23 protein-coding genes are annotated in these 23,171 nt (G+C 67.5%); 10 read left to right on the top strand and 13 right to left on the bottom strand.

Annotated features, from left to right (window positions below; translation table 11 throughout):
• Positions 1-40 precede the first annotated feature (40 nt).
• The 5 genes from FQU96_RS36305 to FQU96_RS36325 all read left to right on the top strand — a co-directional run bounded on the left by FQU96_RS36305 (position 41) and on the right by FQU96_RS36325 (position 4,774).
• Positions 41-1,645, top strand: coding sequence for a methyltransferase regulatory domain-containing protein (locus FQU96_RS36305; RefSeq protein ID WP_146546301.1), 1,605 nt, complete (start codon positions 41-43; stop codon positions 1,643-1,645).
• A 66-nt stretch (positions 1,646-1,711) separates the two neighbouring features.
• Positions 1,712-3,322, top strand: coding sequence for a class I SAM-dependent methyltransferase (locus FQU96_RS36310; protein ID WP_146546302.1), 1,611 nt, complete (start codon positions 1,712-1,714; stop codon positions 3,320-3,322).
• Between the two features lie 177 nt (positions 3,323-3,499).
• Entirely contained in the window at positions 3,500-3,973 is a 474-nt protein-coding gene (locus FQU96_RS36315; protein WP_146546303.1) for a gamma-glutamylcyclotransferase family protein, read from the top strand.
• Between the two features lie 12 nt (positions 3,974-3,985).
• Complete coding sequence (locus FQU96_RS36320) at positions 3,986-4,345, top strand: GFA family protein (protein ID WP_146546304.1); 360 nt, start codon at positions 3,986-3,988, stop codon at positions 4,343-4,345.
• Positions 4,346-4,378: 33 nt separating this feature from the next.
• On the top strand, positions 4,379-4,774 hold the full coding sequence (locus FQU96_RS36325) for a VOC family protein (protein ID WP_146546305.1): 396 nt from the start codon (positions 4,379-4,381) through the stop codon (positions 4,772-4,774).
• A 31-nt stretch (positions 4,775-4,805) separates the two neighbouring features.
• Here FQU96_RS36325 and FQU96_RS36330 read toward each other — a convergent pair whose 3' ends face one another.
• The 4 genes from FQU96_RS36330 to FQU96_RS36345 all read right to left on the bottom strand — a co-directional run bounded on the left by FQU96_RS36330 (position 4,806) and on the right by FQU96_RS36345 (position 9,501).
• Positions 4,806-5,639, bottom strand: a complete 834-nt coding sequence (locus tag FQU96_RS36330; RefSeq protein WP_146546306.1) for a sugar phosphate isomerase/epimerase — start codon at positions 5,637-5,639, stop codon at positions 4,806-4,808.
• Between the two features lie 190 nt (positions 5,640-5,829).
• A complete protein-coding gene (locus tag FQU96_RS36335; protein WP_146546307.1) occupies positions 5,830-6,990 on the bottom strand; it encodes a dihydrodipicolinate synthase family protein in 1,161 nt (386 codons plus the stop codon).
• Between the two features lie 124 nt (positions 6,991-7,114).
• A complete protein-coding gene (locus tag FQU96_RS36340; RefSeq protein ID WP_146546308.1) occupies positions 7,115-8,266 on the bottom strand; it encodes a Gfo/Idh/MocA family protein in 1,152 nt (383 codons plus the stop codon).
• Between the two features lie 161 nt (positions 8,267-8,427).
• Positions 8,428-9,501, bottom strand: a complete 1,074-nt coding sequence (locus FQU96_RS36345; RefSeq protein WP_146546309.1) for a dihydrodipicolinate synthase family protein — start codon at positions 9,499-9,501, stop codon at positions 8,428-8,430.
• Positions 9,502-9,954: 453 nt separating this feature from the next.
• On the opposite strand from FQU96_RS36345, the gene FQU96_RS36350 reads away from it, so the two are divergent.
• Positions 9,955-11,568 (top strand): AMP-binding protein, encoded by a 1,614-nt coding sequence (locus FQU96_RS36350; RefSeq protein WP_146546310.1) that lies wholly within the window; start codon positions 9,955-9,957, stop codon positions 11,566-11,568.
• 193 nt (positions 11,569-11,761) lie between these two features.
• On the opposite strand, the gene FQU96_RS36355 is transcribed toward FQU96_RS36350, so the two are convergent.
• Positions 11,762-12,388 carry a hypothetical protein gene (locus tag FQU96_RS36355; protein ID WP_146546311.1) on the bottom strand — a complete coding sequence of 209 codons (627 nt, stop codon included), beginning with the start codon at positions 12,386-12,388 and terminating at the stop codon, positions 11,762-11,764.
• Positions 12,389-12,676: 288 nt separating this feature from the next.
• Here FQU96_RS36355 and FQU96_RS36360 point away from each other — a divergent pair, with 288 nt between their 5' ends.
• Positions 12,677-13,588 carry a hypothetical protein gene (locus FQU96_RS36360; RefSeq protein WP_146546312.1) on the top strand — a complete coding sequence of 304 codons (912 nt, stop codon included), beginning with the start codon at positions 12,677-12,679 and terminating at the stop codon, positions 13,586-13,588.
• Between the two features lie 23 nt (positions 13,589-13,611).
• On the opposite strand, the gene FQU96_RS36365 is transcribed toward FQU96_RS36360, so the two are convergent.
• Both FQU96_RS36365 and FQU96_RS36370 read right to left on the bottom strand, forming a co-directional pair.
• Entirely contained in the window at positions 13,612-15,018 is a 1,407-nt protein-coding gene (locus tag FQU96_RS36365; RefSeq protein WP_146546313.1) for an adenylate/guanylate cyclase domain-containing protein, read from the bottom strand.
• 1 nt (position 15,019) lies between these two features.
• On the bottom strand, positions 15,020-15,685 hold the full coding sequence (locus FQU96_RS36370; RefSeq protein WP_146546314.1) for an O-methyltransferase: 666 nt from the start codon (positions 15,683-15,685) through the stop codon (positions 15,020-15,022).
• 92 nt (positions 15,686-15,777) lie between these two features.
• Here FQU96_RS36370 and FQU96_RS36375 point away from each other — a divergent pair, with 92 nt between their 5' ends.
• Positions 15,778-16,437 carry a TetR family transcriptional regulator gene (locus FQU96_RS36375; protein ID WP_146546315.1) on the top strand — a complete coding sequence of 220 codons (660 nt, stop codon included), beginning with the start codon at positions 15,778-15,780 and terminating at the stop codon, positions 16,435-16,437.
• Positions 16,438-16,737: 300 nt separating this feature from the next.
• Here FQU96_RS36375 and FQU96_RS36380 read toward each other — a convergent pair whose 3' ends face one another.
• From FQU96_RS36380 to FQU96_RS36390, 4 genes are all read right to left on the bottom strand, one after another.
• Positions 16,738-17,436, bottom strand: a complete 699-nt coding sequence (locus tag FQU96_RS36380) for a class I SAM-dependent methyltransferase (protein ID WP_146546316.1) — start codon at positions 17,434-17,436, stop codon at positions 16,738-16,740.
• Between the two features lie 18 nt (positions 17,437-17,454).
• The gene (locus tag FQU96_RS36385; RefSeq protein WP_146546357.1) at positions 17,455-17,919 is read right to left on the bottom strand and encodes an Rrf2 family transcriptional regulator; all 465 of its coding nucleotides are present in this window, start codon (positions 17,917-17,919) and stop codon (positions 17,455-17,457) included.
• 103 nt (positions 17,920-18,022) lie between these two features.
• A complete protein-coding gene (locus tag FQU96_RS42925) occupies positions 18,023-18,145 on the bottom strand; it encodes a hypothetical protein (RefSeq protein WP_255468766.1) in 123 nt (40 codons plus the stop codon).
• 96 nt (positions 18,146-18,241) lie between these two features.
• Positions 18,242-19,426, bottom strand: coding sequence for an MFS transporter (locus tag FQU96_RS36390; RefSeq protein ID WP_146546317.1), 1,185 nt, complete (start codon positions 19,424-19,426; stop codon positions 18,242-18,244).
• A 112-nt stretch (positions 19,427-19,538) separates the two neighbouring features.
• Here FQU96_RS36390 and FQU96_RS36395 point away from each other — a divergent pair, with 112 nt between their 5' ends.
• Positions 19,539-20,600, top strand: a complete 1,062-nt coding sequence (locus tag FQU96_RS36395; protein WP_146546318.1) for a GlxA family transcriptional regulator — start codon at positions 19,539-19,541, stop codon at positions 20,598-20,600.
• Here FQU96_RS36395 and FQU96_RS36400 read toward each other — a convergent pair.
• Together FQU96_RS36400 and FQU96_RS36405 are read right to left on the bottom strand one after the other, a co-directional pair.
• The gene (locus tag FQU96_RS36400) at positions 20,576-21,052 is read right to left on the bottom strand and encodes a DUF1801 domain-containing protein (protein ID WP_146546319.1); all 477 of its coding nucleotides are present in this window, start codon (positions 21,050-21,052) and stop codon (positions 20,576-20,578) included. The genes FQU96_RS36395 and FQU96_RS36400 overlap by 25 nt on opposite strands.
• Positions 21,053-21,122: 70 nt before the next feature.
• Positions 21,123-22,652, bottom strand: coding sequence for a PLP-dependent aminotransferase family protein (locus FQU96_RS36405; RefSeq protein ID WP_218575014.1), 1,530 nt, complete (start codon positions 22,650-22,652; stop codon positions 21,123-21,125).
• Positions 22,653-22,702: 50 nt separating this feature from the next.
• Between FQU96_RS36405 and FQU96_RS36410 the strand changes: the two genes are divergently transcribed.
• A complete protein-coding gene (locus FQU96_RS36410; RefSeq protein ID WP_146546320.1) occupies positions 22,703-23,170 on the top strand; it encodes a carboxymuconolactone decarboxylase family protein in 468 nt (155 codons plus the stop codon).
• Position 23,171 lies beyond the last annotated feature (1 nt).

A 23,171-nucleotide genomic window follows, 5' to 3' on the forward strand; every position in this document is an offset into this window, starting at 1 on the left:
TCGCTACGCTCGGGATGACAGCTGGAGATAACCCTGCATCATGACATCCGGCGACACACCTGCCTCCCTGCCGGAAATCGCACCGGCGCTGGAACGCACGGCAGCGCAGTACGATGCGATTCCCTACCAGTCGAAACCTTTTCCATCGACCCACCCGGCGCGGTTGGCGGCGATCGGCAAGCTGTTCGACCTGACGCCGCCACCTCTGCGCACCGCGCGCATCCTGGAGATCGGCTGCGCCGCCGGCGGCAACATCATTCCCCTGGCGGCCCACCTGCCCGACGCCACGTGCCTGGGCATCGACCTGTCGGGCGTGCAGATCGAGCAGGGCCAGCGGCGCGCCGAGAGCATGGGCCTGGGCAACGTCACGCTGCGGCAACAGAGCGTCACCGAGATCGGGCCCGATGACGGACCGTTCGACTACATCATCTGCCATGGCGTCTACAGCTGGGTACCGGCCACGGTGCGCGAAGCGATCCTGCGGGTGTGCGGCGAGCGCCTGAGCGACAACGGCATGGCCATCGTCAGCTACAACGTGATGCCGGGCTGGCACATGAAGCTGGTGGTCCGCGACTCGATGATCGCCCATGCGGCGCACATACCGGATCCGTCGCAGAAGGCAGCCCAGGCACGCTGGTTCATCGACCTCCTGAAGGACCGCGTGTCCAAGGAAACGCCGTACGGCAACGCGCTGCGCACCGAGCTGGAGCATATTGCCGACCTGCGCGACGACTACGTGATGCACGAGTTCCTCGAGGACGAGAACAACCCCTGCACCGTCACCGAGTTCGTGCGCGCCGCCGAGCGGGCCCGGCTGAGCTACCTCGGCGATACGCAGCTGCACACCATGATCGCCGACGGCTATGGCGAGGCGACGGCGGCGGCGCTGCAGCAGCTGTCGCGCAATCGCCTGCTGGCGCATGAGCAGTACATCGACATCATCACCGGCCGCACCTTCCGGCAATCGATCCTGGTGAAGGCCGCCACCATGGGCCCGGTACAGCGTCCCCTCAACCCGCGACGCTTGATGGACCTGCATGTCGCGGCCCAGCTCACGATGACACCGGGACCGGAGGGCAGCGGCAAGCGTACCTACCGCGACCGCACCGCTCGTACGCTCACGACCGACAGCGCCACGGTGCATGCCGCGCTGGATGCGTTGATGGCGCGCTACCCGGGTACCGTGACGCCGGCCGAGTTGATCGAGGCCGCCGCCCCGGCGGAGGCAGCCCGGCACGACACCGCCGTGTTCGATGCGCTGGGCGAGATGATGAATGCCGGGATGCTGGACTTCTACATCGAGCCCTTGCGCGTCGGTTCCGCCGATACCCGGCGTCCGACGGCCATTGCGCTGGCCCGTTTCGATGCCGCGCACGGCGCGTCGTTGACCGCCAACCTGCGGCACGAGGAGGTATCCCTCGACATCTCGGGGCAGCTGCTGGTGCCCTTGCTCGACGGTACGCGCGACCGCGAGGCCCTGTGCACCGATCTGCTGCAGGCCATGGCCGGCCGCGACATGCAGCTCAAGCAGGACGACGCGCCGATCACCGAGCCTGACGCGCAGCGCGACGCCGCGTTGCAGCTGATCGACTTTCTGTTGACATCGCTGGCGGCCGGCGCCCTGCTGCAGGCCGATTCGGCGTGAGATACCAGCAATTCGCGCTATCATCCCGAGCGTCTGTCCCCTTCCTTCGTACGAGTTCGCCTTGCCATGACGTCCGCCGACACGCCCACCCTCTCGCCTGAAGTCGCGCCGGCACTGGCGCGCACGGCAGCGCAATACGACGAGGTGCCCTACCAGTCGCACCCCTTCCCGCTGACCCATCCGGCACGGCTGGCGGCCATCGCCGCCCTGTTCGGCCTGTCGCCGCCTGAAGTGCGCACCGCGCGCATCCTGGAGATCGGCTGCGCCGCCGGCGGCAACATCATCCCGATGGCCATGCACCTGCCGGACTCGACGTGCCTGGGCATCGACCTGTCGGGCGTGCAGATCGAGCAGGCGCAGCGGCGCGCCGATGGCCTTGATTTGCGCAACCTCACGCTGCGGCGCCAGAGCGTCACGGAGATCGGCCCCGATGACGGGCCGTTCGATTACATCATCTGCCATGGCGTCTACAGCTGGGTGCCGGCCACGGTACGCGAGGCGATCCTGCGGGTGTGCGCCGAGCGCCTGAGCGACGACGGCGTCGCCATCGTCAGCTACAACGTGATGCCCGGCTGGCACATGAAGCGCGTGGTGCGCGACTCGATGATCGCCCATGCCGCCCACATTCCCGACCCGTCGCAGAAGATTGCCCAGGCGCGCTGGTTCATCGAGTTCCTGAAGGACCGCGTGCCGCAGCAGACGCCGTACGGCAACGCCCTGCGCACCGAGGCCGGCTTTCTCGCCAACCAGCGCGACGATTACGTGCTGCACGAGTTCCTCGAGGACGAGAACAACCCGTGCACCGTCACCGAGTTCGTGCTGGGCGCCGAGAAACTGGGCCTGGGCTACCTCGGCGAAACCGAGCTGCACACCATGATCGCCGAGACCTACGGCCAGGAGATCGCGGTGGCGCTGCGCCAGCTGTCGGACAACCGCCTGCTGCCGCTGGAGCAATACATCGACATCCTGACCGGCCGCACCTTCCGGCAGTCGGTCCTGGCCAAGGCGGCGACCGCCGCCCGGGCCCAGCGGGCACTCGATACCCATCGGCTGCAGCAGCTGCATGTCGCCGGCCGCTTCACGCCCGACAGCGCGACCGGCAAGAATGGCGCCCGGGTGTTCCGCGACAGCAGCGGCCGCACGCTGACGTCCGACAGCCCTGGCGTGGCCGTTGCCGTGGAAATGCTGAGCGCCCGCTATCCGGCGACGGCGACGCCGGCCGAGCTCGCCGCCACGGCCGGCCGCTGGGCCGCATCGCCCGCGGCGCAGGAGGCGGCGGTCATCGACGCGCTCTACCGTATGCTGAACGCCGGCATGCTCGACTACTACATCGAGCCGGTCCGCACCGGCAGTGCCAGCGCCGCGCGACCGCAGGCCACGGCGTTGGCGCGCTACGACGCGGCACAACGCGTGACCTGGACCGCCAACCTGCGGCACGAGCCGGCGGCGATCGCGCCCGCCGGTCACCTGCTGCTGCCGCTGATGGATGGCACGCGCGACCGCGACGCGCTGTGCACCGGCCTTCTGCAGGCCCTGGCTGACAGCGGCACCAACCTGCAGCGCGACGGCCAGCCCATCTCCGGCGACGACGAGCGCCGACGCGCCGCCCTGGAGCTGATCGAGACGACACTGCAGACCTTGGAGAAGACCGCGCTGCTGGAGCCGGACGCAGGGTGAGAGAGTATGTCGTCCTGAGCGCAGCAAAAGGCCCAGTGATGATGCGACCAGTCCGTCATGTCGAGCGCAGCGAGACATCTCCTGGAAAGGGAGTCTCCGTTTCCTGGAGATCCTTCGCTGCGCTCGGGATGACCGTTTGACCGCACGGCCGCAAACTGGCGGAGAGATGCAGAGACCATGGCTGACGTGTGGTACTTCGCCTACGGATCCAACATGGATCCGGCTCGGCTCAAGATGCGCTGCACCGACAAGGGTGCACCGGTGCTCGAGCGCGTCGCGGGTCGACTGGACGGTTGGCGGCTGGCGTTCAACAAGCAACGGCTGAACCGGCCGGGCGAAGGCGCCGCCAACGTGATGGAAGACCCCGCCGGCGCGGTCGAGGGAACATTGAATCGCATGCCCGCGTTGGGCCTTGATCTGCTCGATGTCGATGAGGGCGTCGCGCGGGGTCAGTACGCCCGCCACGCCGTGCGCGTGCTTCGCCTCGATACCGGTGCGACGGTCGATGCCGTCATGTACGTCGCCCTGCCGGCAGTCGTCGCCCGTGACCTGCGGCCGCCGCGCTGGTATCTCGATCACCTGCTTGCCGGCCGCGACCTGCTGTCGGCGCCGTACCACGCTGCGCTCGCCGCGACGGTTGTGATCGATTGAAGGAGGGACGTGATGGCCGAAGCGAAGACCTATGCCGGCGGATGCCACTGCGGCGCCGTGCGCTACGAAGCGACGACCGATCTGGCACCGCTCATTGCATGCAACTGCTCGATCTGCACCAAGCACGGCCTGTTGTTGACCTTCGTGTCGGAGCAGGCGTTCAAGCTGGTGTCCGGCAAGGACGACGTGAAGGAATATCTGTTCAACAAGAAGCATATCCATCACCAGTTCTGTCCGACGTGCGGCGTCGAGTCGTTTGCCCGCGGCACCAAGCCCGACGGCACGCCGATGGTGGCCGTCAATGTGCGCTGCCTGGAGGGCGTCGACATCGGCAGCCTGACGCCGACGCCGTTCAACGGCCGCGATCTGTAGGAATTTCTCCTCCAACCACGTGGAGGGACAGCCATGGTCACGTCGGTTCGGCCTTTTCTCATGTTCGAGGGCAAAGCCCAGGAAGCGATGGACTTCTATGTCTCGCTGATCCCCGGCAGCGAGATCATCGATGTCGCCCGCTACGGGCCGGGCGAACCCGGTCCCGAAGGCTCGGTCAAGGTCGCGAGCTTCACCGTCGGCGGCCAGACGGTGATGTGCATCGACAGCCATGTGAAGCACGCCTTCACGTTCACGCCGTCGTTCTCGTTTTTCATCACCTGCGAGTCGGACGACGAGATCCGGCGGCTGTCGGAGGCCCTGGTCGTCGGCGGCAGCTATCTCATGCCGCCCAACAACTATGGCTTCAGCCGCTGGTTCGCCTGGCTCAACGACCGCTACGGCGTGTCCTGGCAGCTGAATCTGCCGTGAGTGCCCTCCCCACGCGGTGGGGAGGGATAGGTCAGCACACCGTGACGTAGCGTTCGCGCACGGTGCGCAGGACCTCGTCGGGATCGCGCTTCCACCAGTTGCCGGCCGAGAAGATCTCGACCTCGACGCAGTCGCTGTAGCCTGTGGCCTCGACCCAGCGGCGGATGCGAGGGATGTCGATGACGCCGTCGCCCATCATGCCGCGGTCGAGCAGCATGTCGGATGTCGGCACCAGCCAGTCGCAGACATGGAAGCCCAGGATGCGCCGGCCGGCGCGCGCGATCTCGCGCTCGAGCGCCGGGTCCCACCAGACGTGATAGACGTCGACCGCGACGCCGACACCCTCGCCCAGCGAGTCGCAGAGATCGTTGGCCTGCGCCAGCGTGTTCACGCAGGCACGGTCGGCGGCATACATCGGATGCAGCGGCTCGATCGCCAGCGGCAGCTTCTGCGGATGCGCATAGTCGCGCAGCGCCGCGATGCCGTCCTTCACCTGCTGGCGGGCACCCGCGATATCCTTGGAACCGGCCGGCAGGCCGCCCACCACCAGGATCAGGCACTCGGCGCCCAATGCCAGCGCCTCGTCGACAGCGCGGCGGTTGTCCTCGGACGCCCGGGCGCGGCCGGCGGCATCGGCGGCGGGAAACATGCCGCCGCGGCAGTAGCCGTTGACGCGCAGGCCGTGGGTGCGGATCAGCCTGGCCGCTGTGTCGAGGCCGCAGGCGGCAACCTGGTCACGCCACGGCGCGATGGCGCGGACTTCGTGGCGCGCGCAGCCCTCGATGATCTGCGGCAGGGTCCAGCGCTCGCGCACCGTGGCAGTGTTCAGCGACAGCAGATCGGGGTTGGCGGCGAGGTCGCGCATGTCTTGACCCTTACCTTCCCCCGCTTGCGGGGGAAGGTGCCCCGAAGGGGCGGATGGGGGATCGTCGAAGCGTTGCGTTGCTGCGGATAAGCACCGATCGAGTCCTCAAATCAGACAATTCCTTGGTTGCACGGCACCCCATCCGCCCTTCGGGCACCTTCCCCCGCGAAGCGGGGGAAGGTAAGGGTTGTCAGTTCGCCAGCCCGTGCACGGCGAGCACGCGGCGCATGCGGGCAACCGCGTCGTCGGGGTCCTTCAGCAGGCCGGCGGCGTCGGCGAGGCGGAACAGGTCGGACAGGTGCAGCAGGGAGCGCGCGCTCTGCTGGCCGCCCACCATCACGAAATGCTCCTGCAGGCCATTGAGGTAGGCCATGAACACCACGCCCGTCTTGTAGAAGCGGGTGGGTGCGCGGAAGATGTGGCGCGACAGCGGCACCGTGGGCGCCAGGATGTCGTGGAACATGTTGCTGTCGCCGCGCGCCAGGGCGCCCAGCGCCGCCGACGCCGCCGGCGCGATGGCATCGAAGATGCCCAGCAGCGCATCGGAATGGCCCTGCGCGTCGCCCGCGATCAGCTCGGCGTAGCTGAAATCATCGCCGGTATACATGCGCACGCCTGACGGCAGGCGGCGGCGCATCACGATCTCCTTGTCCTTGTCGAGCAGCGAGATCTTGATGCCGTCGACCTTGCCGGCGTTGGCGGCCATCGCGGCGAGGCACGTCTCCATCGCCTGCCAATGGTCCTTGTGGCCCCAGTAGCCGTCGAGCGCAGGGTCGAACATCTCGCCCAGCCAGTGGATCAGCGCCGGCTCCTTCACCTGGCGCAGGATGCGGTCATAGACCTTCAGGTAGTCGTCGGGCGATTTCGCGCAGGCGGCAAGCGCGCGCGAGGCCATCAGGATGATCTGGCCGCCGGCCGCCTCGACCGCCTCGCACTGCTCCTCGTAGGCGCGGATCACGTCGTCGATGGTGAGGTCGGGTGACGGCGCCAGATGATCGGTGCCGGCGCCGGAGCGGATCAGGCCGCCTTCGGCCTTGGCCAGCGCCGTGCTGCGGCGGATCAGCTCCAGACTGGTCGGCCAGTCGAGCCCCATGCCGCGCTGCGCCGTATCCATCGACTCGGCCACGCCCAGGCCCAGCGACCACACGTAGCGGCGGAACTTCAGCGTGGTTTCCCAGTCGATCGCCGGCGTCAGCCATGGGTCGTGATCGGCGAACGGATCGGCCACGACATGCACCGCCGAATAGGCGATGCGGTTGAACGGGCGATCGGCCTTGGGGAACACCCGCGGGGCACGGGTGGTGAAGGCTTCGGTGCGGCCGTCACGGGTGGGAAGATGGATGGTGGGCATTACGGCCTCATGCTGCTTCTACGTCATTCCGAGCGCAGCGAGGAATCTCCTGCGAAAAGAGTCCCTGCTTCCGGAAGATCCCTCGCTGCGCTCGGGATGACAGACCGAACGAACGGCACAAAAATTAAACCTCCAGCGCCGGGACGTCGATCCACCGGCGCTCCTTCCAACTCTGCATCGCGAGCTCGGCCAGCTGCACGCCCTTGGCGCCCTCGAACAGGGTCCATTTGAACGGCGCGTCCTCGCAGACGTGGCGGATGAACATCTCCCACTCGGTCTTGAAGCCGTTGTCGTAGGCGACGTTGTCCGGCACCTCCTGCCAGCCGGCGAAGAAATCGATGCTCTGCTTGACGTCGGGGTTCCACACCGGGCGCGGCGTGGCCACGCGCGCTTGCGCCCGGCAGCTTTGCAGGCCGGCCACCGCCGAGCCCAGGGTGCCGTCGACATGGAAGGTCACCAGATCGTCGCGGCGCACGCGCGTGCACCAGGAGCTGTTGATGTGGCACACCACGCCACCCTCGAGCTGGAAGGTGGCGTAGCAGGCATCGTCGGTGTCGGCGGCGTACTTCTTGTCGGCCTCGTCCCAGCGTTCGGGAATGTGGGTGGCCCCCAGGCAGCTCACCGACTTCACGGCGCCGAACAGGTTGTCCATCACGTAGCGCCAGTGGCAGACCATATCGAGGATGATGCCGCCGCCTTCGGCCTTCTTGTAGTTCCATGACGGCCGCTGGGCCTGCTGCCAGTCGCCCTCGAACACCCAGTAGCCGAACTCGCCGCGCACCGAGAGCATGCGGCCGAAGAAACCAGAGTCGCGCAGCATCTTCAGTTTCAGCAGCCCGGGCAGGAACAGCTTGTCCTGCACCACGCCGTGCTTGATGCCGGCGGCCTTGGCCTTCTTGGCCACCGCCAGCGCGTGATGCAGGGTGTCGGCCACCGGCTTTTCGCAATAGATGTGCTTGCCGGCATCGATCGCCTGGGCCAGCAGGCCGGCGCGCATCTGGGTCGTGGCAGCGTCGAAGAAGACCTCGTCGTTGCGGTTGTGCAGCGCGGCGTCGAGGTCGGTGGTCCAGCGTTCGATGCCATGTGCCTTGGCCAGGCGTTCGGTCTTCTCGGCGTTGCGGCCGACCAGGATGGGATCGGGCATCACGCGATCGCCGTTGGCCAGCGCCACGCCACCCTGCTGGCGAATGGCCACGATGGAGCGCACCAGGTGCTGGTTGGTCCCCATGCGCCCGGTCACGCCGTTCATGATGATGCCGAGGCGACGTGTTGGCATGACGTCAGATCCTTCAGTGAGTGTCCCTCCCCCAGCATAGCTGGGGGAGGTGGCCGAAGGCCGGAGGGGGAGCCGACGTGGTCCCAGTTACCAAGATCACCACGGCTCCCCTCCGCCCCTTCGGGGCACCTCCCCAGCTTCGCTGGGGAGGCGTTTTTTATCTACCCCCGCCATCTTGCCAGGTTCGCGGCGACGAAGGCGTCGTCGGTGAGCTCGGGATAGGTCGCGTACAGGCGGTCGATCTCCTGCGTCTGGCCGGGGCTCAGCACCTCGTGCGGGTCCAGGCAGTGCACGGTGCGCAGCAGGCCCTGGCGGCGCAGGATCTCGTGGCAGCCGGGGATGCAGCCGCGGAAGTCGTTGGCGACGTCGAACACCACGGCATTGCAGTCGGTGACCTGCGAGTCGAGTGCCAGCACGTCGAGCGGCACGCTGCCGCTGTCGACCGCCGCATGCACGCGCGCCAGCAGGTCGACGGCGGCGCGCGTCCACACGCTCCAGTGCCCCAGCAGGCCACCACGGAAACGTACGCTGACCTCGCGGTTGCCGGTGCGCACGGCAAACGGCGTCAGCAGGTCGGCCACGATGTGGTCGTCGTTGCCGGTATAGAGCGTGACGCGGTCCTCGGCACCAGCGGTCGCGACGCCGACGGCGACGTCGAGCGTCTTGTAGCGGTTGAACGGCGCCACCTTGATGGCCACGACATTGTCGATGGCGGCGAAGCGGGTCCAGAAGGCGCGCGACAGCGGGATGCCGCCGACGGCGGCCTGCAGGTAGAAGCCGATCACCGGCATCTCGCGCGCCACCGCGGCGCAGTGCTCGACCAGTTCGTCCTCGCTGGCGCCCTTGAGCGCACCCAGGCCCAGGAGCACCGCGTGATAGCCGAGCGCGCGGGCGGTGCGCGCCTCCTCCACCGCCTGCGCGGTCTTGCCGATGACGCCCGCGATCATCACCAGCGGCCGGTCGGTCCACTCCTGCGCGGTCTGCTGCGCCAGCTCCAGCACCGGGCGATAGAGACCGACGTCGCGGATCTGGAACTGCGTGGCGTGCACGCCCACCGCCAGGCCGCCCGAGCCGGCATCGATGTAGTAGCGCGCCAGCGCGCGCTGCGACTCGCGGTCGAAGTCGCGCGCATCGTCCAGCGCCAGCGGATGCGCCGGCAGCACGGCGCCGCCCCGCAGCACGGCCAGGACCGGGGCCGGAATGTCGGACCAATGCAGGCCGCCGTTGGCCGCCATCATGTTCTCCCGCTCAAGTAACCATCCGGTTACAACCGTGACGCATCCGGCGCAATGCTGTCAACGGGTCGCATGGCTCTGCACCGGCCGGCAGAAAGGGCAGATACGGCCAGAAAGTCGGACCGGGGTTTGATTTCAAGAACTTGGAGGACATTGCCGCATACGGCCAGTCGACGGCAGAAAGCGGCCAGTTACGGCCAGAAAGTCGCGCGCCGCGCACAGACCATTTCGTGATGTGTGCGCAAGGCTCGCGGGGTCGGGCGCACTCATGAAACCCTCGATCGGGAACGCTGTTGTTGCCAGACATAGTTCAAGCGCCGGGTGCCGACAATCGGAACGAAATTGAAAATTTCGACCGCAGGGTGATGCGCGCGCGCACCCGGCCATCGCCGCGCTGTGCGATGGTCCCTATGATACCCGGGCACCGCCACCGCATCCCTGCTTCAGGCTGCCATGAACGTGAGACCGCCCGATCCATCGCCGACCCTGCACGATCTGCTGGCTGCCGCGCCGCGTGACAGCGTTGCCGTGATCGCTGACGACGGCGCCACCGCCATCACCTACGGCCAGCTCGTCGACGCCAGCGCACGGGTGGCCGCCGGCTTGCGCCAGCTGGGCGTCGGCGCCGGTGACCGGGTCGCCATCTGGCTGCCCAACGTCGATGCGTGGCTCGCCACATTCTTCGGCTGCGCGCGCATCGGCGCCATCGCGGTGGCCGTGAACACGCGGTTCCGCAGCAGCGAGCTGGGCGACATCCTGGGCCGCTCACAGGCCAAGATCCTGGTGTTCTGGCCGGCCTTCAAGCAGATCGACCTCGCCGGCATCCTGGGCGATTGCGAACCGCAGGCGCTGGTTCACCTCACCGCGTTTGTCACCTACGGCGATGCGGCGGGCGCCGGCAGCGAAATACTGCTGGGCCGCCCGGCCGTGGCGTACGCTGCCCTGGCGAGCCACGCGCCGCTGCCGGACCATCCGGGGGCGGGCGACGACGGCTGCGCCCTATTCACGACGTCGGGCACCTCCAGCCGCCCCAAGTTCGTGCTGCACGACCAACGCACGCTGATGAGCCACGCGCGCAACGTGGTGCGGGCCTGGGGGTTGTCGGCCGACAGCACCACGCTGCTGGTGCCGCCGCTGTGCGGCGTGTTCGGGTTGGCCACGACCTTGGCCAGCCTGGCCGGCGGCGGGCGGCTCATCATGTCGCCGGTCTGGAGCGCGCAAAGCGACGGCGACGCGATCGTGCGCCACGGCGTCACGCACATGTACGCCAGCGATACGGCCCTGGCGCAGCTGCTGCAGCTGCCGCAGGCGACCGCGTTCGCGCGATCGCTGCAGCATGTCGGCTACGCGGCCTTCTCGCCCGGCGAGGGCGATATCGTGGCCCGGGCCGAGGCCGCGGGCATCCGCATCGCGGGGCTGTACGGATCGAGCGAACTGCAGGCGCTGCTGGCGGCACAGGACGCGGCGGCACCGGTGGCGGACCGCAGTTGCGGCGGCGGTTCCTTCGTCAGCCCGGCAGCACACGTGCGCGTGCGCGATCCGCAGTCGCAGGCGCTGATGGCGCATGGCGAGACCGGGGAGCTGGAGTTCCGCGCGCCGCAGAGCGTCATGCGCGGCTACTTCGGCAATCCCGAAGCCACGGCCCAGGCCTTCACCGAGGACGGCTACTTCCGCAGCGGCGACCTCGGCTTCACGCGGCCCGACGGCAGCTTCGTGTACCTGGCGCGCATGGGCGATACGCTGCGCCTGGGCGGCTACCTAGTGAGCCCGGCCGAGATCGAAGCCATCGTGCAGCAATGCGCCGGCGTGGCCGAGTGCCAGGTCGTGGGCGTGCCGCTGAAGGGTGAATTGCGGCCGGTGGCCTGCGTGATCGCCGATGCCGGCGCGGCGCCGGACGAGGCCGCCATCATCCGCCACGCCGCCCACCGGCTGGCACGGCACAAGGTACCGGTGCGCGTGCTGGTGATCGACGCCTTCCCGGTCACGTCGAGCGCCAACGGCACCAAAATCCAGAAGGCGAAGCTGCGCGAGATCGCCCAGACCCGCATCGAGCAAGGGGGAGGCTGAAGATCGCAGTCACGACAAGACCATCTGCGACGGGAACGGCCCAGACCGTGACGCAGGACGAGCGATACGGGCGTTGCCTCCGGCGGCATGGGCGCCTTGTGACGTGAGGCCGAACCGGCCACTCGATGCCGGACGCAGGCAGACTACACGTTGACCTCGCCGTATGTCTTTGCGCTCGCCGGTCGCATCGTTCCTACGGCGCCTTGTGCGGCGCGGGAGCCCACGGCGGATGGATGCGGACACCAGGGGAAATCAGCTTCTCGTTCCGTCCAATCCCCGCGTATAGCGGTTCGGCTTGGACAATCGTGACCATGCGCGCGATGTCGCGCAAATCGATGGAAGTGCCGAAACCCTGCGGAACATGAAGATTGTATGTGTACGCAAACTGCGAGATCGATTGCAGGGTCCTCTTGCTGTCGGGCGTGTTCGCCATCTCCTGGGACCGGTCACCGACAAATGGCCGGGTGTTGTTCCACATCAGCAGATATGTGAACTCAGCAAGGTAGGCGGCAACCTCGCCTTCCAGACGCGTCGTGCCTGGCGCGTTGATGTCGATCAATGCGTGCGTGCATTCATGAATGATGTCCCGGCGAACGCGGACGTCCAGCGGTGAATCCCCTGCCAGCTCGATCGTATTCGGGCCGGGACGGTAGAGTGCGCCATTCCGGGCCGGAGCGACCGTGATATCGCCGGTTTGGAGGTGATCCACGACCTTTCCGTACTCGGCGGCCGATAGCGATACCCGTCCAACCCGGAAGTTCATGCGCTTGACCAGGGGATCCTGCAGAACGTCGATGACATCAGTGTGGGTGATCGGCATCGCGCAACCTCGATCGCGTTCACTATCGCCTGAGCCGGAGGCACAGGCGCCTTCCGCCGTGCTGGTGCGAGAGCATGGCCAACGTTCGCGCTCACGCGATACTGCCATTTGGTAGCGATCGACACTGCTGCGTCCACTTCTGACGATCAAATCGCTCGTGATCACGCGATACCAGCCGCCCTGAGTGCCGTACTACCGTTTGGAAATATCCTCCGACAGACGATCGCGCACATCATGACCTCGACGGCACCACGCCTTTGACTCAACGCGGTGCCGCGGAGATCCGTGATGCAAGTCATCTATTCCCCCGTGCCTCTCCTCTCCACGACGGTTCGCACGCCCATGCTTGGCGGGATGTCGGCGCTTTTCGACGCTGCCCTTTACAAGCCATTGATGGGAGGACAGCTCAAGCTCACGATCCATCTCAAAATCAGGCTGGTGCCGCTGGCGCCAACCGGCCTTGATCTTCCTGACAACACGGGCCAACGCTTCGTCACGTCACCCTGGAACCCGGACGAGTGGCAGAAGTTCGTTGCCTCCGCGGCGGCGCAGGCGAACATGTGGAACAACAGATTCTGGCTGGTGCCACCACATACGTTCTTTGAATTCGATGTGGTAAAGCCGCCGAACTCATCCTATCGCCCCAACATTCGTTGCGAACTGGCGGTCGATTTCATGCCGCGTAAAGGTACCGAGCATACATCCGTCCTCGTGATGCATCTCGATGAGAGCCGCCTCGCGCCCCCCAAGGATGGGGGTTCTTTCGGTTCGGCCGCTTTACTGTGGGATTCGCTGGATGGTGTTCCGTCCCTCAACCCGTACTCGGGATCGCCGACGTCGTTGTCGTATACGATCGCTCACGAAATAGGCCATCTGCTGGGCCTCGAGCACATCGGCGTGATGATGACGACAAAGGCCTGCATCCGCTCGCTCCTGCATCGCCTTCAAGGCACGCCCGACGACCGCGTGGATCGTCTTGAAGCAGGCGGCGAACATTCTCTCTACTGCTACGGTCTGGGCCTATCGCGACAAGGAAAGCCGATGGGCGCCAACGTCATGGGCATGGGGAGCGACTTCACGTTCGAAAACGCCAGCCCCTGGGTCAGGGCGATCCGATTGATGCGCGAGCGATGGTTCGAACCGTGGCGCGTAACGTTGACTGATCCAGGTCCAGGAACATGGATCGTGCCGCAGCGGTGACCGGGTGATGTCCAAAAGCGCATCTAGGCGTCGCAACTATCGCAAACGCCTGCCCCGACAATGTCGACAGGCCGATCGAATCCTCTGAGCGCGTGTTTGCCGAACGCGCGGCAGGGAATGCCCGCGGCCTGGGCCAGATCGGCGGTCATGAGCATGGTGGCGCCAAGGTCCTTGGCGAGAGCCTGCAGGCGAGCGGCGCGGTTCACCGGTGTGCCGATGATCGTGAACGAGAAGCGGCCCGCCGAGCCGATGTTGCCGTGAACGACTTCGCCGATGTCGATACCGATCCGAGCCCGCAGCGGCGGCCGTGACCGGCGGTCGGGCATGGCGTTCAATGCTTCCAGGGCCCGCAGTCCTTCGAGGGCGGCTTTTGTCGCGACGGCACAGAGATGTGCCTCGCGTTGCGCCTCGGCGATCGGGAAGAACATGACGACGGCATCGCCGACATGGCCCGACACCTGTCCGCCTGCCCGCGACACCGGCCGCGTCATCGTCTCGAAGAAGAGATTGAGATGATCGATGAGCGAACGGGCATCCAGCCGCTCGGTCAGGTTGGTGAATTCCACCAGATCGCAATAAAGGACAACGGCCCGAATCTGTTCGACCGCACCGAGGCTCACGCGTCCATCGAGCAGGGCTGTCGCGGCATTGCGCCCCAGATAGGTCTGCAGCAGACCGCGCGCAGCGGCGGCATTCAGCCGCGCGCCCAACGCAAGGGCAAAGACCGGTGTCACGAGCCGCAGCAGGTCAATCTCCGCGGCAGTGAATCCGCCGGGTCGCTCGGTGCTGAACAGGCTCATGACATCATCGAAAAAGCCCAGCGTCGCGTCAGGCGCGAGATGGTTTGCGAAGGCCACGGCATCCGTCGCGCCGCCTTGCAGGACAGGCGCGAACAGATTGTTTCGAGCGTTGCGTAGAGACGATGTCGGCCCCTCTCCGCCCGCGTCAGCGGGGGGAGAGGGAGGGGCCCATCGCGCCAGCGATGGGAGGGTGAGGTGGGCGTTGGATCCAAACTCGGTTGCGCTTGGGCCGACTCGTTCGCCCCCGGCACCCACCTCACCCTCCCATGCCTGCGGCATGGGCCCCTCCCTCTCCCCCCACTGCGTGGGGGGAGAGGGAGACCGGAGGACCGTCCAGCCCTCCTCCAGCATGAGCTGGAAGATTCCGGCAGCGAGGATGTTGCCATCGGTGCCGCCGACAACCCGGCGCCACCGCATGACGTGCTGGGCCCGCTCAGGATCAACGACGTCGCAGGCGACTTCGATCGCGGCGACGTCGAGACCGGCCGCCGTCAGCGTGGTGCCCAGAACCACGACAAGGTCGATGTCGCTGACGCCGTTGAGGGCCGCCGTCACGAGCGCCTGGCTTATCCGGGAGAGCGCACCCGATGCAGGCGACGCCGGCGATGCGCAGCAGCCGACCATGTTCATCTCAACCGATCCGCATGGAGAGCTCAACATCCTCGCCGAACGGCGTCGACAGGTAGCCGTTAGCGGGCCCGCGCACGCGCGCCAGGTAGTCGGGGCTATCATCGGCGTTGTCGGCGACGATGAAGGCGCCCGGCCTGAGGCGGCTCTCGAGAAGGTTCAGGATGTCGGGATAGAGGGCCTTGGCGCCGTCGAGCAGAACCAGGTCGATCGTTTCGGGAAGATCGACGCTCAGCGTCTGCAGGGCGTCGCCCACCCGGATCTCGACGAGGTCGATGAGACCGCCGGCCGCGAGGTTGTCACGAGCGCGCGCCACCTTGGACGGCTCGAACTCGCTGGTGATCAGGCGGCCGCCGCCATTGTCGCGCAGCGCTGCAGCCAGATGCAGCGTCGAAATGCCGAACGAAGTCCCGAACTCGACGACCGTCCGCACGCCGCGGCCGCGCGCCAGCATGTAGAGCAGCCGGCCGGTCTCGCGCGAGACGGCGAGCGGAAAATCCTTCAGGCGCCCGTAGAGGTCGCGGTAGTCGGTCCTGCTGCGCATCAGGCGCGCGCGCTCGTCGGGCGACAGCGCGGCCACCGCAGGATGTGTCATTGGCGAGGACACCGCGGCTTCCGCAAACAAGCGGTCCAGCAATGACGCCAACGGGTCAGTGGTCAGGGTCGTCATGTCAATCTCCGGTCTGCGGTAAGCGTCCTTGCGCTCAATTCAAAAATACGAATAATCCTTCGCGTTTACGATTCGCATTGCCGACCACCGCCATGACCGATCGCCGAAACGCCCGGATTTCCTCGCGAAAACAGCCTCAGCAGGCCCGTTCGACGGACCTCGTCGCGGCGATCCTGGATGCTGCTGTTCAGGTTTTGGCGAGGGAAGGCGCGCAGCGCTTCACCACGACGCGGGTGGCCGAGAGGGCCGGCGTCAGCGTCGGATCGCTGTACCAGTACTTTCCGAACAAGGCGGCGATCCTCTTCCGGCTGCAGAGCGACGAATGGCGGCAGACGACCGACCTGCTGCGCGCCATCCTCGTTGACGAGCAGAAACCGCCGCTCATCCGGCTGCGCCATCTGGTGCACGCCTTCATCCGATCGGAGTGCGACGAGGCCCCGATGCGGGTGGCGCTCGATGACGCCGCCCCGCTCTATCGCGATGCGCCCGAGGCACAGGCGGCGAAGGCGTCGGGAGAGCGCACGGTCCAGACCTTCCTGCGGGAGGTGTTGCCCCGGGCTTCCGATGCCACGCGGGCACTGGCCGGCGACCTGATCACGACGACGCTGAGCACCGTGGGCAAGGCGTTTTCGGAAAGTCCGCGAACGCCGGCGGAGATCGACGCCTACGCCGATGCCATGGCCGACATGTTCTGTGCCTATCTCGGGAGCCTGGAGCGCGGCGGAGGCCAACGTCTGAAGCGGTCGGCGTGATGGTCACGGCATGCGTCGCGACGCCAGTGGTTGCGAAGCCATGATTCAACACCCTGCTCTGTGCGCTCTGTACTACTGACCTCAAGAAGCGTCGCGCACTGCGATGATCCTCCTTGCGGTGGTTCGGCCAGTGAATGCCGTCCTGGCGACGGCTGGGACCGCGCCGCTCCAGCGGCGCTCATGATCCGCCGCTGCGCGTCGGGGCGTCGCTGGAGCGACGCGGTCCGACCCGTCACCAGCACCATCACGCACTCGCTTCACCATACTCTGGTTGCGGCCAACAGCTGCGCTTGTGGCGCGTCAGGCGTAGGCGACCCAGCCGCGCCAGGTGAAGGCGGTGTAGAACGGGCTCACGTCAGAGAAGCCGGCGTCGCGCAGCACCGCTTCGTCCTGCTCGGGGCTGAGCACATGCAGGTGCGCCGCGACCGCCGCGCGGGCGTTGTGCGCCTGCTCGGGATCGGCACCGGCGGCGATCGCGAAGGCGGCATAGCGCTGCAGCCACTGCGCGCGTTCGCCCTGCCCCTGCGGAAAGCTGGCATGCGCGGCCACGAACGGCGCGCCGGGCTTCAGGCGGCGGCGGATGCCGGCCACCGTGCGACGCCGCTCATCGGCAGGCAGGAAATGCAGGGTCAGCAGGCACGTGGCCGCATCGAACAGGCCCGATGGCGCATCGTCGATGGTACCCGTGTGCAGTCGCGCCCGTGACGCCAGTGGCCCGAGCGTCCGTTCGGCGAGCTTCAGCATTTCGTGCGCCGGATCGACGCCGTCGAAGGTCCAGCGCGGATGGGCCTCGGCAAAAGCCTTCAACTCCAACCCGCCCCCGGCGCCGAGAACCAGCACCCGGGCATCGTCAGAGGCGCGTTCGGCCAGCAGAAGCGTCGTCATGCGATGCAGGTCGGCGAGGCCGGGCACGAAGCGTGGCGGCCCGTCGGCGTAGCGGGCGACCGCGTGAGGATCGGAAAACGGCGCAAGCAGTTCGTTCACGACGAGGCCTTCCATGGCTGGCGGTCCAGGGCGTCAAGACGCATGGATTTTTTCCAGGCGATGGGCACCGCCGCGGGCGACGAGGCGGTCGTGAAAGTCGGCGCTCAGCATGGCCAGGGTCACCTCGCCCAGACGCGCCAGCAGCAGCGCCTCCGCGTCATGGAAAGCCTGGTCGAGCGCGGCATTCACCGCCTGCTCGACGAGGCAGCCTGGCGCCTCCGTCCGGTTCCCCATGGCGAGCAGCGCTGGACCGCCCAGCGCGTCGTAGATATCGCGCAACGTCACGGCCGACAGATCGCAGGCCAGCGTCCAGCCGCCGCCGTGCCCTTTTTCGGAGCGGACATATCCCCGCTCCCGCAAGCCCGCCATGATCCGCCGGATCACCACCGCATGGGTGTCCATCGCCTTGGCCAGGACTTCCGACGTCACCGGTTCGCGCTGTTCGGCCATGTGAAGCAGGACGTGGAGCACGCCTGACAATCGGCTGTCACGTTTCATGTAACTTAATATGTTACATGATGAGGCGAATGTCAACGGCCCTGGTTTCCCTCCAAGGCCCGGTTACCGCGCCGTAGAACCGTACGTTTTGAGCCGCGCGGCGTCAGTAGCTGGACGGCGCCCGGATGCAGCAACCGGACGGATCGTTGCCCGACGACGTGGTGTTGCACGCGCCCAGCAACGCAACGACGCCCACGACGACACAAGCACGCAACAACACCAGCATCCCGAACTCCACGGATCAGAGGCAATACTTCGCCTACATAGGAAAGCCGACGGTTGCCACAACTCACGCTGTCGCGAGGCATGCGCCGCGGCGGCCTCAACATCTGCGATCCCGCAGCCAGGACACGACGGCAATACCCACGCCTACCAGCGTCATGCAGGCCGCGACAAGGTAGAGCGAGGGTAGCCCCCAGCCGCCGTCGATCACCCGGCCACCCAGCCAGGCCGCGACGGCGGCAGCGATCTGGAAGGCCGAAGCGTTGAGCGCGATGCCGAGCGTCGGCGCGGCGTGGGCGGTGACCAGAACCCTGGTCTGCATGCCGGGAATGACGGCAAAGGCGAGCGCGCCGATGACGAACACCATGATCGCGCTCGGCATTTGAAACCGGCTCGCCAGCCAGAACAACGACAGCGCGACGGCCATCGCCGCCAGCAGGCCGACCAGCGACGCCATCAGCGCCTTGTCGGACAGCCAGCCACCAGCAAGATTGCCCACCATCGCGCCGATGCCGTAGACCAGCAGCAGCACCGGGACCGTCTGGGCAGCGAAACCGCTGACGTCCGTCATCAGCGGCGCGAAATAGGTGAAGACGATCAGCACGCCCACGTTGCCGACCGCGGTGATGGTCAGCGCCAGCTGCACGTCGCGCCGGACCAGCACGCGCAGCTCGGTGGCGATCGTCCCCGTCGCAGCGGCGCCACGAACAGGGACGAAGATCACCAGGCACATCCAGGCGATGGCGGTGAAGAGGGCGATGAAGAGAAAGGTCGCACGCCAGCCGAACTGCTGGCCAATGATGGTGCCGATCGGCGCCCCCAGGATCATCGCCAGGTTGAAGCCCAGCGCCACTTTCGCCACGGCCGAGGCCTGCTTGCCGGGCGGCGCCAGCGACACCGCGATGACGACGGCGTTGGCAAAGAACGTCGCGACGACGGAACCGCTCACGGCACGCGCCGCCAGCAGGACGGCGTAGGTCGGCGCCGCGGCGGCCGCGAGGTTGCCGATCATGAAGACAGCCAGCAGCGTCGCCATCAGGGGCCGGCGCGCGAGTCCGACGGTGAGCAATGTCAGCACGGGACCACCGACCGCCATGCCCAACGCATAGGTGGTGACCAGATGCCCGGCGGCGGGAATGGAGACCGACAGGCCCGCGGCCACGTCGGGCAGGATGCCGGCGATCACGAACTCGGCCATGGTGAGCGCGAAGGCACACAGCGTGAGGGTGAGAATCGACAGCAGGGCCGGCGGTGCGCGCCGGGATCTGGTCGTGGGGATGTCCATGCCGATCACGTTCCACCTGAGAGCGCGGGCGGCTCGCCCGCTCACCCAGGTAGCCAGACTTCGTTCTGTCCGGTATGACACCTGGCCCTCGTTTTCTGCCACGGGTTCCGCCATGCCCCGACGTCGCACCGTCGCCTTCGTGCTCTTCGACCAGGCGCTGTCGCTGAACCTCAATGGTCCGGCCGAGGTGTTCAGCGTGGCCAACCACCTGCTGGGCGCCAACGGCGGCGGCTACGATCTCGTCTTCCTGTCGCAGAACGGCGGCCTGATCGGCACCAGTTGCGGCATCGTCATGCAGACGCAGGCGTTGCGCACGATGGCGCCGGCGCGGCTTGACACCGTGATCGTTGTCGGCGGCGCCGAGGCCAGGACCTTCACGCAGCGGTCGCCGCTGGCCGACTGGATCCGACGCGTCGCGCCGCGGACACGCCGCCTCTGCAGCGTGTGCAACGGCGCTTTCCTGCTGGCCGCGGCCGGGCTGCTCGACGGACGGCGCGCGGTGACGCACTGGTGCGAGGTCGACACGCTCAAGACGCAGTACCCCGAGGTGCGCGTCGAGCTCGACCCGATCTACCTGCGCGATGGCCGGATCTGGACCTCGGCCGGCATGACGGCGGGCATCGACCTGGCGCTGGCCCTGGTCGAAGAGGACCATGGCCGGCGACTGAGCCTCGACGTCGCCAAGGACCTGGTGGTGTTCCTGCGCCGCTCGGGCGGCCAGGCGCAGTTCAGCAGTGCGCTTGCCGCGCAGACGCGCCTGGGCGCGGCGCGATCGGACTCGCGGCTGGCCGAACTGCCGGCGTGGATCGTGGACAATCTGGCCGCCGATCTCAGCGTCGACAGCCTGGCCCGATCGGTCGGCATGACGCCACGCACCTTCGCGCGCAGCTTCGCGCAACGGCACGGCGGCACACCGGCCAGACTGGTGCAGGACCTGCGCCTCGAGGCGGCATGCCGGCATCTGGAGGACGGCGACAGCGCGATCAAGCGCATCGCCGCGGTGTGCGGCTTCGGCGACGAGGAGCGCATGCGGCGCGCCTTCCAGCGAAGGCTGGGCGTGCCGCCGGCGGTGTACAGGGACCGGTTCGGACGGCGGGACGGCGCTTCCTCCCCGCCGTCCCGATCGCAGCGCGGCGCGACGCGGGGGCCCTACCCGTCCTTCACCCGTCCGTAGCGCAAGTCGATGCGGTTCTGATCGAGATCGACGACCAGTGCGCGCAGCATGTCCGTGAAGGCATCACGATCGATGTCGGCGGTGCGCACGAACGTCATCGCACCGATCTTGCTGATGGACACCTTGCCCAGGCGATCGGCATAGGACGCCAGCAGCGGCGTGCCCTCGCGGCGGGCGGATAGGTAGAGACTGAGATAGTTCTTCTGCAGGGCCAGTCCGACGATGGGCCAGTCGATGGGCTGGGGCGATGACCGCACCGTGTAGGCGAAGCGGCCGTAGCCGATCATCGCCATTTTCATCCCCGGCTCGCCCGGAGGCGTGCCGGCGACGAACCATCGCTTCAGGGTCGGTGCCGCGTGCCGGATCATGCGATCGATGGCACGTAACTCCGCTTCGCGCGCCGGGTCGAAAGCGAAATACCCATCGATGCTCGATGCCGTAACCTTGAACATCGTACCCGTCCTCATCGGGAACAGCGCGATTGACCGATCGTACCCCTCACCCTCCCGCCCTTCGGCAAGCTCAGGGCAGGCTGCTGCGCGCGGGCCCCTCCCTCTCCCCGCTCCCCCGGGGAGAGGGGTGGATGGCGCGGTGCAGCTTGCGGACGACACGCACGGCCGCATCAGCCGGCAGGTTGGTGAAGCTCAGCATCAGGCCCGGGCCGGTGTCGGCTTCCATCGCGAAACGCGACAGCGGTTCGGGCGCGAGGCCGGCGGCGTGGGCGCGGGTGACGGCGGCAGCATCGTCGTGTCCCGGCGGCAGGCGCGCGATCACGTGCATGCCGCCGGCGGCGGCCTCGACGGGCCACGCCGGCTTGGGCAGTGCCGCCAGCGCCTGCAGCAATGCCGCGCGGCGCTCGCCGTAGAGGCCGCGCATGCGCGCGACGTGGCGCGCGAAATGGCCTTCGGCCATGAACGCGGTCGCGGTGATCTGATCGCCCAGCGACGGCTGCGGCTGCAGCAGGGCGGCCGTCCTGGCGAAGGGCTCGACCAGCGGCTCAGGCACCACGAGGTAGCCCAGCCGCAAGGCGGGAAACAGCACCTTGCTGAAGGTGCCGACATAGAGCACGCGGCCCGGCGCATCGATGCTCTTGAGCGCCGGCATCTTGGGGCCGCGATAGCGGAACTCGCTGTCGTAGTCGTCCTCGATGATCCAGGTGTCGTTGGCGCTGGCCCACGCCAGCAGGTCGGCGCGGCGTGCGGTGGTCAGGCTGGCGCCGAGCGGAAACTGGTTGGTGGGCGTCACCAGCACGAACCGCGCATCGGGTGCCCGCGTCATGCCGGCGGCGACATCGAGCCCGTCGGCATCGACCGGCACCGGCACCAGCCGCCCGCCCGCCAGCGCCAACGCGTCGCGACCGAAGAAATAGCCAGGATCCTCGGTCCAGATGGCGTCGCCGGGCTTCAGCAGGATGCGGGCGATGAGGCCGAGCGCGCCCTGGAAACCCGCCGTGATGAACACCTGATCGACGCTGCAGACCACGCCGCGCGCGATCGCGAGGTAGCGTACCAGCTCGCGGCGCAGCGGCTCATGGCCCGACATGTCCTGGTACGTCATCTGCGCCGTCGACAGGCCGCGCGCCGTGCGCGCCGCCAACCGGGTCCACAGCTTGCGCGGAAAGGCATCGAAGGCCGGCACGCCCATCTGCAGCGGCCGCACCGTGGGTGACCAGATCAGGCTGGGCTGGATGACGGGCCGCTGCGCCGCGTCGCGCCGCCGCGCGGCCTGCAGGTGATCGGCCTGCAGGCGCGGCGCCACGATGGTGCCGGCGGCGGCATGACCCTCGATCAGGCCGTCGCCGGCCAGCACGTTGTAGGCCAGCTCGACGGTGGCGCGCGCCACGGCGAGCTGGCTGGCGAGGCTGCGCGACGACGGCAGCCGCGTGCCCGGCGCCAGTCGGTCATCCAGGATGGCGGCGCGGATGCGGGCCTCGATCTGGCGGTAGATCGGCGCGGCATCGCCGCGGTCCAGCCGCATGCCGTGCAGCGCCGCCAGATCCCCGATCATGGCCTGCCCGTTCGCTCCGGTCTTGGCTCTGTTGCCGCCGGCCACCAGCACATACCTCCTGGCTCGCACACACTGCAAACCCGACGGAGGCTACGATGAAGGCAAGACTCGAACCATACAAGGCAGCGCCGGAGACGATGAAAGCCATCAAGGGGCTCGCCACGCAGATCAACAAGAGCCTGGAGCCGTCACTGGTCGAGCTGGTGAAGATCCGCGCCTCGCAGATCAACGGCTGCGCTTATTGCGTTCATCTGCACAGTCGCGATGCGCGCGCCAAGGGCGAGAGCGAGGATCGCGTGCAGCTGGTGGTGACGTGGCAGGAATCGCCGCTGTACACTGACCGCGAGCGCGCGGCGTTGGCCTGGACCGAGGCGCTGACCCTGCTCGCCCAGACGCGGGCGCCCGACGACGTCTATGACGCGGTGCGCCGGCACTTCACCGAGGAGGAGATCGTCAACCTCACGGCGTTGATCGGCACCATCAACCTGCTGAACCGCTTCGGCGTCGGCTTCCGCATGGTCCACCCGGTCCAGGTGAAAGCGGCCGCCGCGGCAGCCGAATAGG

The sequence above is a fragment of the Reyranella sp. CPCC 100927 genome, from assembly GCF_007859315.1.
In the GTDB taxonomy this organism is placed as follows: domain Bacteria; phylum Pseudomonadota; class Alphaproteobacteria; order Reyranellales; family Reyranellaceae; genus Vineibacter.